The 18,158-nt window shown below is 39.4% G+C and carries 13 protein-coding genes; 11 read left to right on the forward strand and 2 right to left on the reverse strand.

Annotation, left to right across the window (positions count from 1 at the left end):
- The first annotated feature begins 453 nt into the window (after positions 1-453).
- The 5 genes from treB (AC4GME_RS01420) (at position 454) to treC (ending at position 8,001) form a co-directional block, all read left to right on the forward strand.
- A complete protein-coding gene (gene treB / locus AC4GME_RS01420) occupies positions 454-1,908 on the forward strand; it encodes a PTS trehalose transporter subunit IIBC (RefSeq protein WP_490378785.1) in 1,455 nt (484 codons plus the stop codon).
- 442 nt (positions 1,909-2,350) lie between these two features.
- A complete protein-coding gene (locus AC4GME_RS01425; protein WP_490377867.1) occupies positions 2,351-3,310 on the forward strand; it encodes a glucokinase in 960 nt (319 codons plus the stop codon).
- Positions 3,311-3,631: 321 nt separating this feature from the next.
- Positions 3,632-4,582, forward strand: coding sequence for a trehalose operon repressor TreR (gene treR, locus AC4GME_RS01430; RefSeq protein ID WP_490377866.1), 951 nt, complete (start codon positions 3,632-3,634; stop codon positions 4,580-4,582).
- 186 nt (positions 4,583-4,768) lie between these two features.
- Positions 4,769-6,226, forward strand: a complete 1,458-nt coding sequence (gene treB / locus AC4GME_RS01435) for a PTS trehalose transporter subunit IIBC (protein ID WP_490378918.1) — start codon at positions 4,769-4,771, stop codon at positions 6,224-6,226.
- Between the two features lie 92 nt (positions 6,227-6,318).
- Positions 6,319-8,001 (forward strand): alpha,alpha-phosphotrehalase, encoded by a 1,683-nt coding sequence (gene treC / locus AC4GME_RS01440; protein ID WP_490377864.1) that lies wholly within the window; start codon positions 6,319-6,321, stop codon positions 7,999-8,001.
- 73 nt (positions 8,002-8,074) lie between these two features.
- Here treC and ispB read toward each other — a convergent pair whose 3' ends face one another.
- Positions 8,075-9,046: an octaprenyl diphosphate synthase gene (gene ispB / locus AC4GME_RS01445; RefSeq protein WP_490377863.1), complete on the reverse strand. Its 972-nt coding sequence runs from the start codon at positions 9,044-9,046 to the stop codon at positions 8,075-8,077.
- A 356-nt stretch (positions 9,047-9,402) separates the two neighbouring features.
- On the opposite strand from ispB, the gene rplU reads away from it, so the two are divergent.
- From rplU to AC4GME_RS01470, 5 genes are all read left to right on the forward strand, one after another.
- The gene (gene rplU, locus AC4GME_RS01450) at positions 9,403-9,714 is read left to right on the forward strand and encodes a 50S ribosomal protein L21 (RefSeq protein WP_490377954.1); all 312 of its coding nucleotides are present in this window, start codon (positions 9,403-9,405) and stop codon (positions 9,712-9,714) included.
- Between the two features lie 16 nt (positions 9,715-9,730).
- A complete protein-coding gene (gene rpmA / locus AC4GME_RS01455) occupies positions 9,731-9,988 on the forward strand; it encodes a 50S ribosomal protein L27 (RefSeq protein WP_490377953.1) in 258 nt (85 codons plus the stop codon).
- Positions 9,989-10,160: 172 nt separating this feature from the next.
- Entirely contained in the window at positions 10,161-11,333 is a 1,173-nt protein-coding gene (gene cgtA / locus AC4GME_RS01460) for an Obg family GTPase CgtA (RefSeq protein ID WP_490377952.1), read from the forward strand.
- Between the two features lie 339 nt (positions 11,334-11,672).
- Positions 11,673-12,482 (forward strand): HD-GYP domain-containing protein, encoded by an 810-nt coding sequence (locus AC4GME_RS01465; protein ID WP_490378919.1) that lies wholly within the window; start codon positions 11,673-11,675, stop codon positions 12,480-12,482.
- A gap of 223 nt (positions 12,483-12,705) precedes the next feature.
- Positions 12,706-13,794 carry a mechanosensitive ion channel family protein gene (locus AC4GME_RS01470; protein ID WP_490378920.1) on the forward strand — a complete coding sequence of 363 codons (1,089 nt, stop codon included), beginning with the start codon at positions 12,706-12,708 and terminating at the stop codon, positions 13,792-13,794.
- Between the two features lie 23 nt (positions 13,795-13,817).
- Here the strand turns inward: AC4GME_RS01470 and barA are convergent, their stop codons facing one another.
- Entirely contained in the window at positions 13,818-16,598 is a 2,781-nt protein-coding gene (barA, locus tag AC4GME_RS01475) for a two-component sensor histidine kinase BarA (RefSeq protein ID WP_490378921.1), read from the reverse strand.
- 122 nt (positions 16,599-16,720) lie between these two features.
- Here barA and rlmD point away from each other — a divergent pair, with 122 nt between their 5' ends.
- Positions 16,721-18,055: a 23S rRNA (uracil(1939)-C(5))-methyltransferase RlmD gene (rlmD, locus tag AC4GME_RS01480; protein ID WP_490378496.1), complete on the forward strand. Its 1,335-nt coding sequence runs from the start codon at positions 16,721-16,723 to the stop codon at positions 18,053-18,055.
- Positions 18,056-18,158 lie beyond the last annotated feature (103 nt).

Consider the following 18,158-nt stretch of genomic DNA (forward strand, 5'->3'; position numbering starts at 1 on the left):
GCAGCAATAAAGCATGATGTGTTAAAACCTAACCCGTTTAATTACATCATTTGCTCAAAGCTTAATAAAAAGCCCTTATCATTGCAAAGTGATAAGGGCTTTTTTGATCTGCACTAGCAAATAGCGGCAAATGATTGAAATTGGCCGCATTACAGCGAGACTAAATAAATCTCCTTGAGCTGGTAAGACCTCTGCTCACTTACTTATCCAGCAGTTGCAAGGGAGAGGTGACAAATATAACACTGAAAATACCTGCAACCAATTGATTTATCCTTCAAAACATGAGAGCTCTACATTTTTACTCTGATATTTGTCCGCAGTGGGTACATTATCATTTTGTGATTTTAGCCACATAATGGGACCGCTCCCATTTTAATAAGTAGGTTTTCTGTTACTATTTCTCTTATGGGATCGGTCCCATAGGTTAACTCTCACAACAGAAGGGATAATGAAATGAGTAAAATTGATCAGAAACAAGTTGAACGTTTAGTTGAACTTATCGGGGGGGCAGGCAATATAGCAAGTGTGAGCCATTGTTTAACGCGCTTACGTTTTGCCTTAAGTGATCCTGAATTAGCAAGTGTTAAAGAAATAGAAAAGATTCCAATGGTAAAAGGCTGTTTTACCAATGCGGGTCAGTTTCAAATCGTGATTGGAACTGAAGTTGATGAAGTCCATAAAATGTTAACTAATATAACTGGTGGCGACGGGGCCGATAAAGAAGCGACAAAAGCGGCTGCACGACAAAATATGAATCTGCTTGAGCGAAGTATTTCTCATATGGCGGAAATTTTTGTACCTCTTTTACCGGCAATTATTACGGGTGGTTTGATTCTAGGTTTTCGAAATGTTATCGGTGATATCCGCATGTTCGATGGTAAAACCTTGGTTGAAATTAGCCAGTTTTGGGCAACGGTTCACTCTTTCCTTTGGTTACTTGGTGAAGCTATCTTCCACTTCCTGCCAGTTGGTGTTTGTTGGGCGACAGTGAAAAAACTGGGAGGTACACCGATTCTCGGTATTGTGCTGGGTATTACATTGGTTTCGCCACAATTGATGAATGCTTACGGCATTGGTTCGGGAACGCCAGATGTTTGGGACTTTGGTTTCTTCGCGATGGAGAAAGTCGGTTATCAGGCGCAAGTTATCCCGGCTATCTTAGCTGGTCTGGCATTGGCGATAATTGAAACAAATCTTAAACGCATTATTCCTGCATACTTGTATTTAGTAATTGTGCCATTTGTGTCAATTATTATTGCTGTTGTACTAGCGCATTCGATTATCGGTCCATTAGGACGTGAAATCGGTAATGGTGTTGGTTATGCCGCTAAAGTTGCAATGACGGGTGATTTTGCCGTGTTAGGTTCGATGGTCTTTGGTTTCTTCTATGCGCCATTGGTTATTACCGGTATTCACCACACGACAAATGCGGTTGATTTGCAGTTAATGCAGGATATGGGTGGCACACCAATCTGGCCGCTAATTGCCTTATCTAATATTGCACAAGCTTCAGCTGTTGTTGGTATCATGTGGATTAGTAAAAAACATAACGAACGTGAAATCTCAGTACCTGCAGCAATCTCTGCTTACTTAGGTGTAACTGAGCCAGCTATGTACGGTATTAACTTAAAATATAAATTCCCTATGTTATGCGCAATGATCGGCTCTGCAGTTGCAGCTGGTATTTGTGGGATGGCGGGTGTTATGGCGAACGGGATCGGAGTAGGTGGATTACCAGGTATCTTATCGATTCAACCACAATACTGGGCAGTGTATGCACTGGCTATGTTGGCGGCAATCGCAGTGCCAATCGTATTAACAGTTATACTTCATAAGCGCGCCGAGAAAAAAGGTGAGCTTGAGCAAGCTGATATAATTGATGATGAGTTACAACCTGTAACTAACTAATTATCAATAAAATGAAATTAACCGTTGAGTATTAAGTTGTACTCAACGGTTTTTTATTAATTAAATAGTGTCCAATAGTTAATATACCAAACTACGTGAAGATATATACCCAAGCCACATTAAGATGCAGGAATCAGCCAGCCGATAAATGATGAGATTCTAGGCTGAAGGTTGATGATCTAGCATTCTAAATCAAAGCCTTCTAACAACGAAGAACATCGTTTATCGGCTTGCCCTTCGGAGTTTTGCCCGAAAGCTAGTACTGCGTTGCAACGCTTGAAAAGGGAATACCATTCTCATCATGTTACGCCTTGTTCTAGCATCCGGCGAAGCTCTGAATCTGCATCTTGAAATGCTTTGGGTATAAATTCAGAAATAAACGCGGTAAGGGTGTGTTATGTGAAATTTATGCTTTACTTTCAATTATTTTAGGGGAAAAAAAATGTTATCTGTTGTTGCTGATGTTGGTGGTACAAATATCCGACTTGCTGTTTGTGATCTTGAAACCGGGGAGTTAAGTAAATTAAGAGAATTTGCTTGTGCAGAATTTGTAACACTTGATGCTGCACTTGTTCAATACTTTGTAACATTGCAGGGTGAAGTTAAACATCTTTGTGTTGCTATTGCCTGTCCAGTTGAAGATGATCATGTCGTGATGACAAATTTAAGTTGGGAGTTTTCTAAGCAAGCACTTAAAGAGAAATTAAAGTTAGAATCTTTATATGTGATTAATGACTACACTGCAATTTCATTAGCTGTGCCATTTGTTTCTCAAGAAGAAAAAATACAAATTGGTGGTGGTGAAGCTCAAAATGATGGTGTAACAGCAGTATTTGGTCCGGGAACGGGGCTCGGTGTTTCACATATTGTTAAATCGGCGGGTAAATGGATAAGTTTAGATGGTGAAGGTGGACATGTAAGCTTTACTCCTAATACACGTGAACAAGCTGATGTTTTATTCTTTTTACAAGAGCAGTTCGGCCACGTTTCCGCAGAGCGAATTTTGTCCGGGCAAGGTTTAGTTAATGTATACCAAAGTCTTTGTACTTTATCTCAGCAGCAAGCTAACTTTGACCAACCTAAAGATGTATCTAAGGCCGCACTAGATGGTAGCTGTGATATCGCGCGCAGAAGTCTGGAAATTTTCTGCCAAGTAATGGGGAGTTTTGCAGGTAACCTTGCGTTGAATCTCGCCTGTACTGGTGGTGTTTATATCGCAGGTGGTATTGTGCCGCGCTTTGTTGATTTCTTCCAATCTAGCGAGTTCAGAAGTTTCTTTGAAGAGAAAGGGCGCTTTAAAGCTTACCTTTCATCCATTCCAACTTTTTTAATAACTCATGATAATCCTGGATTATTGGGTGCAAGTGTTTATCTTCGTCAAGAGTTAGGATCTATTAAATAATTGTGATTAGAAGTTGATTTTATAAGCAGGGTTATACCCAAGCCAGTTCAAGATGCAGGAATCTGCATCTTGACGATAATTGCTCTCACCCTCCACTTCACTCTTTACAAAAAGTGAGGGATAACCTTATAGGGCCGAGTTTTGTTGTTCGAAAATTTGTAATGCAGACAATGTTTGGCGATCAATATTAATAAAAGTGCTTATCATTGCAAAGTGATAAGCTTTTTTAGATCTGTACTATTAAATGGCGGCAATAAAAATAATGGAAATATGCCCCCTTACAGCGATAATAAACAAGTATCCTTCAGGCCGAATAAATTTATGACAAAAAAACTCACCATTCTTGATATTGCAAAGCTAGCTGGCGTTGGAAAATCGACAGTTTCCCGTGTATTGACTCATCATCCCAAAGTAAAAGCTTCCACTAGAGAAAAAGTTAAGCGGGTTATTCAAGAGTCTGGTTTTGTGCCATCGAAGTCGGCTCAAGTTATGGGCGGGGGGAGTGCCAAGGTTGTCGGAATTATTTTATCTCGTCTGGATTCTGCATCTGAAAATAAAGTCATAAGTGGTATTCTAGAAGTTATTTATGCTGCCGGTTATGATGCTCTGATTATGGAAGGACAATTTAGCGCCGCAAAAACAAATGAACATCTAGCAGTACTTCAAAAGCGCAATGTTGATGGCGTGATCTTATTTGGCTTTACTGGATGTGATCTGTCCGCAATTGAAAAGTTAGCGCATAAAGCCGTTGTTATTGCTGTTGATAGTGAGAATGTTTCATCCGTTGGTTATGATAATTATGGCATTATTGAACAGGCAATGGCTCATATTCAAGAGCTAGGAAAACAACATATCAGTTATATTGGCGTAGATCCTAAAGATAAAACGACCGGTTTAATACGCCTTAATGCATATTTGGAATATTGTAAATGTGCAAATCTAAAACCTAACTTTCAAACCGGGGAGCTTAGTCATAAAAGCGCTTATGAGCTTACTGATCTGGTCTTGACTGCTGAAACTCAAGCGATTGTTTGCGCCAGTGATACTTTGGCGATGGGGGTTGCTAAACGTTTACAAGTGCTTAATCGCAGTGATGTATTGGTTTCAGGTGTGGGAGCAACAGATTTGTTAGCATTTATTTTTCCTAATACATTCAGTATCGATCCCGGTTATTATTCAGCTGGTAAGACCTCTGCTCACTTACTTATCCAGCAGTTGCAAGGTAAATATGAAGTGACACATTTAACACAGAAAGCATCTATAACCCGTTAATTTATTAAGCAAAGCATGGTGAATCTACACTTTTGTTCTAACCTTACTAGCAGTATGACAATTCCCATTTCGTGATTTTAACCTCAAAATGGGAGCGCTCCCATTTCAATGGGTAGGTTTTCTGCTATTATAACCTTTATGGGAGCGGTCCCATTGATTAACTCTCACAACAGAAGGGATAATGAAATGAGCAAAATTGATCAGAAACAAGTTGAACGTTTGATTGAACTTATCGGGGGGGAGGGCAATATTGCAAGCGTGAGCCATTGCTTAACGCGCTTACGCTTTGCCTTAGAACATCCTGAATTAGCAAGCATTAAAGAAATTGAAAAGATTCCCATGGTAAAAGGCTGTTTTACCAATGCGGGGCAGTTTCAAATCGTGATTGGAACTGAAGTTGATGAAGTCCATAAAATGTTAACGAAGATAACAGGTGGCGGCGGGGCCGATAAAGAAGCGACAAAAGCAGCTGCACGACAGAATATGAATCTGCTTGAGCGCGGCATCTCTCATATGGCGGAAATTTTTGTACCTCTTTTACCGGCAATTATTACGGGTGGTTTGATTCTCGGATTTCGAAATGTTATCGGTGATATCCGTATGTTCGATGGCAAAACCTTGGTTGAAATCAGCCAGTTTTGGGCAACGGTCCACTCTTTCCTTTGGATACTTGGCGAAGCTATCTTCCACTTTTTGCCTGTTGGTGTCTGTTGGGCAACGGTAAGAAAACTGGGGGGCACACCGATTCTTGGTATTGTGTTGGGTATAACGCTGGTTTCACCACAATTGATGAATGCTTACGGCATTGGTTCGCAAATTCCAGATGTTTGGGATTTTGGCTTCTTCGTTATGGAAAAAGTGGGTTATCAGGCACAAGTTATTCCAGCTATTTTAGCCGGGCTTGCTTTGGCGATGATTGAAACGAATTTGAAACGTATTATTCCTGCCTATTTATATCTCGTTATTGTGCCTTTTATTTCCTTGTTGGTCGCGGTTGTTTTGGCGCATTCGATCATTGGTCCAATCGGACGTGAAATTGGTAATGGTGTTGGTTATGCCGCTAAGGTTGCCATGACAGGTGATTTTGCTGTGCTAGGTTCGATGGTTTTTGGTTTCTTTTACGCACCATTGGTTATTACCGGTATTCATCACACAACCAATGCGGTTGATTTGCAATTAATGCAGGATATTGGGGGAACACCAATCTGGCCGCTAATTGCACTGTCAAATATTGCGCAAGCTTCAGCTGTTGTCGGTATTATCTGGATTAGTAAAAAACATAATGAACGTGAAATCTCGGTACCCGCTGCAATATCGGCGTTTTTAGGCGTGACAGAGCCCGCTATGTACGGTATCAACTTGAAATATAAATTCCCTATGTTATGCGCAATGATCGGCTCTGCACTTGCAGCTGCTATTTGTGGTATTGCAGGTGTGATGGCGAACGGGATCGGTGTTGGTGGATTGCCGGGTATATTATCGATTCAGCCGCAATATTGGGCGGTGTATGCACTGGCTATGTTAGTCGCTGTAGCAGTGCCAATTGTTTTAACACTTATACTTTATAAACGCGCTCATAAGAAAGGTAATCTTGAGGAAGTTGAGTTAATTGAAGATGAGGTAGAAGCTGTAATTAAGAACTAATTTACTAACTATCAATAAAAAGATATTAGCCGTTGAGTAATAAGTTGTACTCAACGGTTTTATGAATCGAAGAAACCTAAGAGTTAATATATATGAATAAAATAGAGAAAGAATGGTGGCGCACAGCGACTATTTATCAGATTTATCCTAAAAGTTTTTGTGACAGCGGTAATAAAGGAACCGGAGATATTAAAGGTATTATATCTAAACTCGATTATCTTAAAACCTTGGGTATTGATGCCATTTGGCTTACCCCAATCTATCAATCACCAATGATTGATAATGGTTATGATATTTCCGATTATTACAATGTTAATCCCGATTTCGGCTGCATGGCTGATTTTGATCTGCTGCTGGAAATGGCACATCAAAAAGGGATCCGCATTATTCTCGATATCGTGGTTAATCATACTTCAACAGAGCATAAATGGTTCCAATCTGCTCTGGGCAATAAAGAAAGTGAATATCGAGATTATTATATCTGGAAAGATCCTGTCAATGGTCAAGCGCCGACCAACTGGGAGTCAAAGTTTGGTGGTAATGCATGGGAGTTAGATGAGAAAACTGACCAATATTACCTGCATCTTTTTGCTAAAGAACAAGCTGATTTAAACTGGGAAAACCCAAAAGTTCGTGACGAAGTAAAAGATATCATCAGCTTCTGGGCCGAAAAAGGAGTTGATGGTTTCCGTCTTGATGTCATTAACCTGATCTCGAAACAGCAAGATTATCAAAATGACTATCAAGGTGACGGGCGCCGTTTTTATACAGACGGACCTCGTGTGCATGAATACCTGCGAGAGATAAGTGACGCTGTGTTTAATAAATATGGCTCAGTAACGGTTGGAGAGATGTCTTCCACCACACTTGAACAGTGTCAGCAATATTCAGCACTGGATTCAAAAGAACTGTCTATGGTGTTCAATTTTCACCATTTAAAAGTCGATTATGTAAATGGTGAAAAATGGACGCAGGCGCCATTTGATTTTTTACAATTGAAAACAATTTTTAATCATTGGCAGCAAGGCATGTCCGGTAAAGGATGGTCTGCACTGTTCTGGTGTAACCATGATCAGCCGCGCATCGTTAGCCGTTTAGGCAATGATCAGGAGTATCGTGTTGAATCCGCTAAAATGTTGGCAACCTCTGTTCATATGATGCAGGGTACACCTTATGTTTATCAAGGTGAAGAGATTGGAATGACCAATCCTGGCTATACGTCAATTGAACAATACCGCGATCTGGAAAGTACGAATATGTATGAGATCATGCTTAATCAGCAAGGTAAAAGTGAAGAGGATGTGCTGGCTATTCTTGCCCAGAAATCACGTGACAATTCGCGATCGCCTGTACAGTGGAGCAGTGCGCCACACGGAGGTTTTACAAAAGGTATCCCCTGGCTGGAGGTGGCTAATAATTATAAACAGGTAAATGTGCAGCAGGCGCTTGAAGATGAAAATTCAGTTTTTTATTATTACAAACGTTTAATAGAGCTCCGTAAAGAAGTGGAAGTGATCACTACTGGGGATTATACCGATTTAGCACCAGAACATTCTCAACTATTTTGTTATCAGCGACGCAGTGAAGAGCAAACGCTTATCTGTATTAATAACTATTATGGCGAGCCGGTTGAATATGAACTGCCAATGAATTTAGTTATCGAACAAGGAAAATATATTCTGGGTAATTACCCTGAGTTATTAACTGATAAACCTCAACGGGTAATAAAACTAAGACCTTATGAGTGTCGTGTTTTACTGATTGAAGATCATTAATATAACGTGTTGTAGGTCGTAAAACAAAAGCCTTTAATCCCTCTCCAGTGTTAAAGGCTTTGTTTATTAAAATTTAAGATTTTCGATCCGCTGCCAGATGTGCCAAGCTAATTAAAGCTTGTTTATATTCACTCTCAGGAATTACAGCCAATGCATCAATTGCTTTGTCTGCTTCTTCAATAGCGCGCTGTTTTGTGTATTCTAATGCCTTTGTTTCATGCAGAGCTTGCATGATCTCATCAAAGTGCTCCATGCCATTGGTTTTTTCGATTGCTTCTCGAATCAGTGCTATTTGCTTTTCATTGCCATGTTGCATTGCGTAAAGCAAAGGCAGGGTAGGCTTGCCTTCTGCTAAGTCATCACCGGTGTTTTTACCCATTTCTTGTGCGTTTGAGCTGTAGTCCATTACATCATCGGTTAATTGGAAAGCTGTGCCTAAGTATTTACCGTAATTAAGCAATGCAGTCTCTATTTCCTGCGACTGTTCTCCTAATACCGCAACCAGTTGGCTTGTTGCTTCAAACAGTTTGGCTGTTTTAAAGTAGATAACATCCATATAACTTTTTTCTGTGGTATCAGGATCGTTGCAGTTCATCAGCTGTAAAACTTCACCTTCCGCAATCACATTTGTTGCAGAAGATAAAACATTCAATACTTTTAAGTTCTGCAGTTCCGTCATCATCTGAAATGAGCGTGTATGTAAGAAGTCTCCAACTAAAACGCTAGCCGCATTACCAAATAGTGCATTTGCAGTTTTTTTACCACGACGCAGATCAGATTCATCTACAACATCATCGTGTAACAGGGTTGCAGTATGGATAAATTCAATAATCGCAGCGAGTTTAGTGATTTTAGTATCATGAACATTGAGAGCTTTGGCTGCCAAGACAGTTATTAATGGACGAATACGTTTACCGCCACTATTAATAATATAAAAACCGAGTTGATTAATTAATGCGACATCAGAGTTTAATTGCTCGGTGATCAGTGCATTAACTTGCTGCATTTCAGTTATCGATATCTGCTGAATTTTTTTTATATCCATGGTCTTGAAGTTCCGAATTTTAGCACTTAAAAAAGAGGCTTTATTATTGCCGTTTATTCGCTTTATCTCAACTCTGTTACAGTCAAATTGTGTAACTAAATTTTTCTTTATTACATTCGCTATACTAGCATGGTGCGCGCAGCTAACCTTATGATATTCAATGGTATTTGTATCTTGCATTTTTTTGTCTTTTGAAGCTGAATTTAATCGTTAATATAATTGTCATGTTTTTAGTAAATATGATTGCCAATGTCTCTAATTTGCCGTAGACTCCGCCACCATTGTGATTAATAAGTGTGCTCTCGGTGCCAAGTTTCTAATGAAATAGCACGAGACGCCTGAACGGAGTAATAAACATGTACGCTGTTATCCAGAGTGGTGGCAAGCAACACCGTGTTGCTGTTGAACAAACTCTTCGTTTGGAAAAACTAGATGTTGAAGCTGGTGCAACTGTAGAATTTGATAAAGTTCTTTTAGTAGCAAATGCAGAAGACGTTAAAGTTGGTGTTCCATACGTTGAAGGAAGTAAAGTTACTGCTGAAGTAGTAGCTCACGGTCGTGGCAAGAAAGTAACAATCGTTAAGTTCCGCCGTCGTAAGCATTCGCGTAAACAAGCGGGTCATCGTCAGTGGTTTACTGAAGTTAAAATTACTGCAATTAACGCTTAATTAGGAGTTATTAAAAATGGCACATAAAAAAGCTGGTGGTAGTACTAATAACGGTCGCGATTCAGAAAGTAAACGCCTAGGTGTTAAACGTTTTGGTGGCGAATCAGTTCTAGCTGGTAATATCCTTGTTCGTCAACGTGGTACTAAATTCCACGCTGGCACTAACGTAGGTCTTGGTAAAGATCATACTCTATTCGCTAAAGCTACTGGTGTAGTTAAATTCGAACAGAAAGGTCCTAAAAACCGTAAATTCGTTAGTATCGTAGCTGAATAATCAGTTTCGACTCAGAATTAGAAAAAGCCTCGCTGATGCGGGGCTTTTTTTTTAGCTATTCATTTCTATTTGTCATAAAAAATGTGATCTATGATCAATAGAAATGAGTATAATCATTGGTATTAAAGGTTTGCCTATTTGAGGTAGGCATATTGTTTTCTTGGAGGTTGTAATGAAGTTTGTTGATGAAGCAAAAATAAAGGTTGATGCTGGAGACGGTGGCAACGGCGTTATCGGCTTCCGTACAGAAAAATATATCCCTCGTGGTGGCCCTAACGGCGGTGATGGTGGTGATGGTGGTGATGTTTATCTTGAAGCCGATGAAAACCTAAATACACTCGTCGATTTCCGTTTTGTGCGTTTTTATAATGCAGAGCGTGGCGAAAATGGTCAGACACGTGACTGTACCGGTTCACGTGGTGCAGATAAAATCATTAAAGTACCCGTTGGTACACGTTGTCGTGATGATGATACTGGTGAAGTACTTGGTGATTTAACCAAGGACGGAGAAAAACTGATGGTAGCCAAAGGTGGTTTCCACGGTCTAGGTAATGCGCGCTTTAAAACCAGTACTAACCGTGCACCTCGCCAAAAAACAGATGGCACACCGGGTGAAGTACGTAACCTGCTTTTAGAGTTATTATTACTTGCCGATGTGGGGATGTTAGGTCTGCCTAATGCTGGTAAATCTACTTTTATCCGCAGCGTTTCTGCTGCAAAACCAAAAGTAGCTGATTACCCGTTTACCACCTTGATTCCAAATCTAGGTGTGGTGAGCATGGGGCATGGACGTAGTTTTGTGATTGCAGATATTCCAGGCTTGATTGAAGGGGCATCTGATGGAGCGGGTCTTGGTACACGTTTCTTACGCCATTTAGAGCGTTGTCGAGTGCTGTTACATATGGTGGATTTACTGCCTGCTGATGGCTCAGATCCAGCTGAAAATGCAGTGGTTATTATTGATGAATTAGCTAAGCACAGTCCTAAATTGGCATCTAAACCACGTTGGTTAATCTTCAATAAAACCGATCTTCTATTAGAAGATGAAGCACAAGAAGTTATGCAGCGAGTGCAGGATGCACTTGAGTGGGATGGACCCGTTTATAAAGTTGCGGCTATCTCAAAAACAGGCACACAAGACGTTTGTCAAAATGTGGTTGATTACTTGGAAGAGTTACCGCAAGAATTCACTGCTGAAGAGCAACGTGAACAAGTTGAATTCCAGTGGGATGATTATCATGAATCAGCAATGGATGACGTTAATGAAAATTACGTTGATACTGATGATGATGATGATGATGATGACTGGGATGATCACCCTAACACTGTTTATGTGAAAGAATAATAATACTCATTTGTAAGTAATGAAACAGAGACTACTCTTATGATTATTAAAACGCTGTTTAGGTTAACCCTAAACAGCGTTTTTTGTTTTACGGGTATTCTTTTGTAGGAACTGTTTTAACTCGTTGGGGACACTGCGCCTTACTGTTTTACTTATTTATTTGGAATAATCCATATAAATACCGATGCTAGCCACAGCGTAAAGTTAATATCAAACAGTTACACTTAACATGATCTGCGTACGCTTAAGAATATTAATTTTTTTATAAAAGAACCTTTATTGAATAGGCTTTGTGTGCATATTAAAGAATGCATTCTAATATATTTCGCTGGAAGTTAAATGAATCTAAAACCACACTATCGAATCGTATTGATATATCTGCTGCTAGGAACGTTATGGATATTTTTTTCTGACTTAGTCGTAGATAATTTGTTTCAGCATAAAGAATATATTACTTTTGCACAGAACATTAAAGGATGGTTTTTTATTGTAATTACTGGGCTGCTTTTATTCTTTCTTATTAGAAAAGATGTTAATGCAAAAAAAGAAGTAAACAGTAAATTAGTTGAGAGTTACGAACAAACTATTAGCGGATGGATCCATGTTATGGATCTTCGTCATAGGGAAACGAAAGATCATACTGAACGTGTGACCAAAATGACCATTGAGCTAGCAAAACTGTCGGGCATTACTGACGAAGAAGAACTTAAGATCATCGAGCGTGGAGCAATGCTTCACGATATAGGCAAAATTGGTATACCTGATGCCATTTTAATTAAGCCCGGAAAACTAGATGAAAAAGAGTGGCTGCAAATGAAAATGCACCCAGAAATAGCAAATGATATTTTATCTAATATTGCCTTTCTAAGGCCTAGCATAGACATTCCATATTCCCATCATGAGAAGTGGGATGGTACGGGCTACCCTCTAGGCGTAAAAGGCAATGAAATACCAATAGCAGCAAGATTTTTCGCTGTTATTGATGTATGGGATGCTCTTATTCATCCTCGTATATATAAATCAGCATGGCCAGAAGAAAAGGTGCTGGAACATATTAGAGAGCAGTCAGGAATGCATTTTGATCCAAATGTCGTAACTTTATTTTTAGAAAACTATACAACGATAAAAGAAAGTTCGAAAATCCGTTGACCATTACTTTTGCTCGGGTAGCAAAAGCATCATTGTTGGTGATGTAAGGCTAGGCGTTATACTATCTTTTAAAAACAGGTTTCTAAGACGCTTAGAGGGGGAAAGTGAGCTTAGCTATAAAAGTGATTTATGTTAAAGAATAACGTTAATTTTCAGATTGTATGCAGATAAAAAGCCACTATTTGATAATATCAAAGCGTGGCTTTTTTGTAAGAGGTAGAGAATGATTGAAGAAGTAGAGCTTTATTTGCAGCAGTTACTGGTTTCATTGCATATTGGTAATTGGGTGGGAAATTTTATTGTTGTTTTAGTGCTCACCCTGCTCTTGCAGTTAATGTGGCGGGCTTTTACTAAAAAAACACAAATCGTTATCGAGCGAACAGATAATCACTGGGATGACATCCTCTGGTATTCCGTCTGGCGGCCAATGAATTGGTTAATAGCATTGATGGGTGTGTCTATGGCGCTGCGAGTTATTGCAGAAAGTGAGCAGTTACTTATCTCAAACTATCTGCCATTGGTGCAAAAAATATCCATTTTGTTACTGATTGGCTGGGCATTCTGGCGTTTAGTGCATAAAGCTGAGCAGACCTTTATTGAGCATGATGAAAAAGATACTACTACGGTAACAGCCGTTGCTAAATTAGCGAAACTGTCGGTAATGGTGATTATTTCATTGTCGGTCATTCAAACATTGGGGGTCAGTATCTCCGGGGTGCTTGCTTTTGGTGGTATGGGGGGGTTAGTTGTTGGTATGGCAGCTAAAGATCTGCTTTCCAACCTGTTTGGCGCATTGATGGTTTATATGGATAAACCCTTTAAAGTTGGGGATTGGATCCGCAGTCCTGACAAATCAATAGAAGGGACTGTGGAATCAATAGGCTGGCGTGTTACTAGAATTCGCACTTTTGATAAACGCCCGCTGTATGTGCCAAATAGTCTGTTTACCCAGATTGTTGTGGAAAATCCTTCACGGATGAGTAATCGCCGTATTAAAGAAACTTTTGGTTTGCGTTACTGTGATGTGCACTTGATTGAAGGCATTATTAAAGCTGTGCGTGAGATGTTAGAGCAGCATCCTGATATCGATCAGAAACAGACTTTAATTGTTAATTTTAACTATTTTAATAACAGCTCATTAGACTTCTTTATTTATACTTTTACCAAAACCACCAACTGGGTTTTGTTCCATGAGATTAAACAAGATGTATTATTAAAAGTTGCTAATATTGTTGAGCAGCAGCAGGCTGAGTTTGCATTCCCAACCCGCCAGTTACATATCGATTCAGCATCAATTGAAGCGCTTAAATAAGTAAGATGGCAACAAGCCCGGCTTTAGGTCAAATAAAGCTGCGCTTCTTGTTGCACATTATCTAACTCATCTAGCAGTTCTAATAGCTCAGGCTCTAATAGATCGGGACTGATTCCACGTTTTAACTCTTTTTCAATCAGCCCTGCAATTTTTTTCAGTTTAGGTACGCCACTGTAGCTGCAGCCACCATGAAATTTATGAATGATTTGTGCAAAGTGAACATTATCTATTTCGCCAGCTATCGCTTTATCTGCTTCTGTTTTGATCGTTGCAAAATCATTGATTAACATGGTCAGCATCTCTTTGGCGAGATCTTCTTTTCCCGCTGACTGTTTTAAGGCTAACTGCCAATCAAAAGAGAGGTTATTTGCCGAGGGACTGCTTTCTGCTGGTTTTTCGTTTGTTATTACCTGTGTTGTTATGTTTTCTAGCACGGGTTTATCTTGTGTCCATTTATTAATAATTCGTTGCAGTGCGATTTCATCAATTGGCTTCGCTAAACAATCATCCATGCCTTGCTGTAAAAATTGCTCTTTTTCACTGGGTAATACATGCGCGGTGACAGCAATTATCGGTGTGTTTTTGTTGGTTATATTATCTTTGATCTCTAAACAAGCACTGATGCCATCTAAAACTGGCATCTGAATATCCATAAAGATCAGATCAAATTGTCGCTCTTTTGCTTGCTCAACGGCTTGTTGGCCATCAATACATGTTGTTACATGATGCACTCTATCGGCTAACATCGCTGAAATAAGTTTTAGGTTTGCAGGATTATCATCAACGGCCATAACATTGATATCTTTTCTTACCTGAGGTGGCTGCAGGCCTAATTCGCTGATCACTGGTTTATCTGAAATAAGCGTATTGGCTAAGTTTTTATGGTTTATCGGTTTGCTTAAGCAATGGTTAATGCCCGTTGCCATCAGTGTTTCATAAATACTTGGATCACTTGAGTTGATCAATACCACTATATTGTTTGTAAATTGGCGAGCTTGCTCAATATGTTTGAAAAGAGGTTGTAAGTTTTCACAATGGCTATAGCCGATGATTATATTGTCATACTGTTTATTTAACAAACCTTCCCATTGCTGCTGTGTCTCTGCTAATGACAGCTCCGTTTTCCATTGGTTAAGCAGTTGTGAGCAGGCTCGTGCCGCATACTCATTATTTTCATAAACTAATACAGACTGCTGCTGCAGGCTTTCAATCGGTAAGCAGGAAAGCGGGCTGCGGGTATTTTTTTCTATTTCAATAGTAAACCAGAAAGTTGAGCCTTGCTTTGGAACCGATACTAAGTCAATGCTGCCATGCATCTGTTTGACCAGCTTCTGGGTGATCACAAGTCCAAGTCCTGTGCCTCCATATTGGCGAGTGATGCTGGTATCAGCCTGTCCAAAAGCTTCAAACAGGTGCGCTTGCTGTTTCTCTGAAATGCCGATGCCGGTATCTGAAATCATCATTTTTAATGTGACTTTATCATCCTCCTCGCGCATCTCTTTGATACGCTGAATTTGTACTTCGATATTCCCCTGTCGTGTAAATTTAATCGCATTGCCAATCAAATTGGTTAGAATCTGTTGTAAACGCATCGCATCACCAAATACCTCGTGTGGCACTTCGCTGTCAATCATCATACTTAGCTCAAGCCCTTTTTCATGCGCGCTTGGTGCAAGAAGGTGCATGGTCTCATCAATACAGTCGCGCAGATCAAATGGGATATGCTCAAGAGTTAATTTTCCCGCTTCAAGTTTAGAAAAATCGAGAATATCATTAATAATATTAAGTAGATTACCTGCTGAACGTTCAATGGTTTGCAGGTAATCGGCCTGGTTGCCTGTGAGCTGTGTTTTTAGTAATTGCCTCGCAAAGCCGATTACGCCATTTAAAGGTGTGCGCAATTCGTGACTCATATTGGCTAAGAACTCAGATTTAACCAGCGCTGCTTGCTGCGCTTCTTTTCTGGTGATATCCAGCTCAATATTCTGTACTTCCATTTGATCCAATGTTTCGCGTAACTCACTGGTGGCAAGGTCGATACTGTCCTGCATCTCCTCATGGTGCTTGGACATTGCCAGCGCCATTTCATTAATACCTTGTTGTAAAAGATCTATTTCGCCAGAATATTCCCCTTCAACACGGGAATTAAGGCGCCCGAGACTAATTTTTTCAACAACGGAAGCCATTTCGGAAATAGGGGCTGTTATCCGTTTTGCTTGTCTAAAAGCCAGATATAAACTGCCTAAAATACCTAATAAAACAATAGAGAAGGAGAGGGCTGTATCACGATACAGTAATAACTCAACTTCATTACTGTTCACCTCCAGCGCAACATAACCAACAATTTGTCGAGGCTGATCAAAAGTTAATTGGTATTCCAAAAAGTTAGTTTCATCGATAATTGGGCTTTGAATAATGATCGAATTTTTGTAATGAGTCACTTGGGTAATTTCTGGAATTTTTTGGCCATCTTTAATGCGCAACATCTGGAAATTTCGATGGTAATTACTGGTCACAAATAGTTTGTTTTTTGCATCAAAAATCGCGATGCTTTTAATCATCGGGCTGTTCTTACGATGTGTTGCGCTTATTAGACGTCTTAAGATGGTTCTTGTTTCATCTAAAATGCCATATTCACTAGCGATCGCTAAAGGCTCGGTAATATTAATGGCGCGATTAATCAAATAATCATTTGCTTGCTGATAACGATGAAAAGAGAAGTAACTCGCTAATAACCCGCCAATAATGATGGTAGGTAAAATCGTATAGGCAATAACTTGAGCACGAAGTCCGTATTTTGTCATAGGTAATATTTCTAAAAATTAATAAGAGGTAATGAATGATTTTATTTCGTATTGTGTGACAATGGTATTATTGATAATTGTAAGGCTATGATGGCATAGCTTCTCTCACCTGTGAATAACTTATGGCTCAGTTCTTTAAAGCATCGCGCACAAATAGTGCAAAAAACCGCATTTTAAAAAATGTACAAGTTGAAAAGTTGGATCATCAAGGTCGTGGTATCGCTTATTTTCAAAATAAACCGCTTTTTATTGATGGCGGACTTAGCGGTGAATCTCTTGATATTCAAATTTTAGAAAGTAAAAAACGTTATAGCAAAGGTTTTATTAAAAAAATCAACCTGGCTAGTGAGCTGCGTATTGAAGCAAGTTGCCCTCATTATAATGAGTGTGGTGGTTGCCATTTACAGCATCTGAACCATGAGCAGCAGATAAAAATAAAATCGGCAGGGCTAATCTCGTTATTTAAACGTTTTGCGAAACAGGCACCTTTACAGCTTGAAAATCCTATTACAGGTAAAGCTTGGGCTTATCGTCGTACCGCGCGTTTGGGTTTGCAGTTTGATAAAAAGTTAAAGCTGCTAAAAATGGGATTTCGTCGCGCATTAAGTAATGATCTTATTGAACAAAAAGTATGCCCGGTTTTAATTCCGGAATTAGAATGTTTAATTTTACCGTTAAAAACGTTATTAAATTCGCTTAAAAGTAAAATGGATTTAGGGCATATTGAGCTTATCTATGCAGATCAAGGTGTGGTGGTTTTATTACGTCATCTTAAAGCCCTACCTAAAAGAGATCTGCAACTGATTGAGCAGTTTTCCGAGTGTCATAAATTAAACTTTTTCGCACAAGACTCTAGACATTCTGTCGTTTGTTTAAGCGGAAATGATCAGCTTAGTTATCAGTTAACAGAGTGGGATTGTTCGCTTAATTTTAGCCCCACAGATTTTTTACAGGTAAACAGTAATGTTAACCAGAAAATGGTGGCACAGGCACTTAATTGGCTAGCGCTAACAAAAGATGATGTTGTTTTAGATCTGTTTTGTGGTTTAGGCAATTTCACCTTGCCGATAGCGAAAAAAGTTGCCTCTGTGGTTGGTATTGAAGGTATTCAAAAAATGGTGGATCGTGCCACTGAGAATGCCGCTATTAACAATCTGCATAATGCCACTTTTTATCAAGCGGATTTAAGTGCTGATGATGTAGATAAGCAGGTATGGGCAACACAACAATTTAATAAAGTGTTGCTTGATCCCGCCCGTGCGGGGGCATTTGACTGCATGAAATTTATAACATCGCTAAAACCATCTCATATTGTTTATGTCTCTTGTGATCCGGTGACGTTAGCACGAGATAGTCAGTTACTGCTTGAAAATGGTTATAAATTAGATAAATTAGGTTTATTAGATATGTTTCCGCAGACAAGGCATATGGAATCGATGGCACTGTTTGTCAGATAACTGCTTTTTTCTTTGCTTTAATTTCACTGTTGTAAGAGCTGTCAACTGCGCGCTTTCTCTTTGAACTTAAAGTAAATTCTTTTGTCTTGATAGCTTATCCGTT

The organism is Psychromonas sp., from assembly GCF_983033635.1.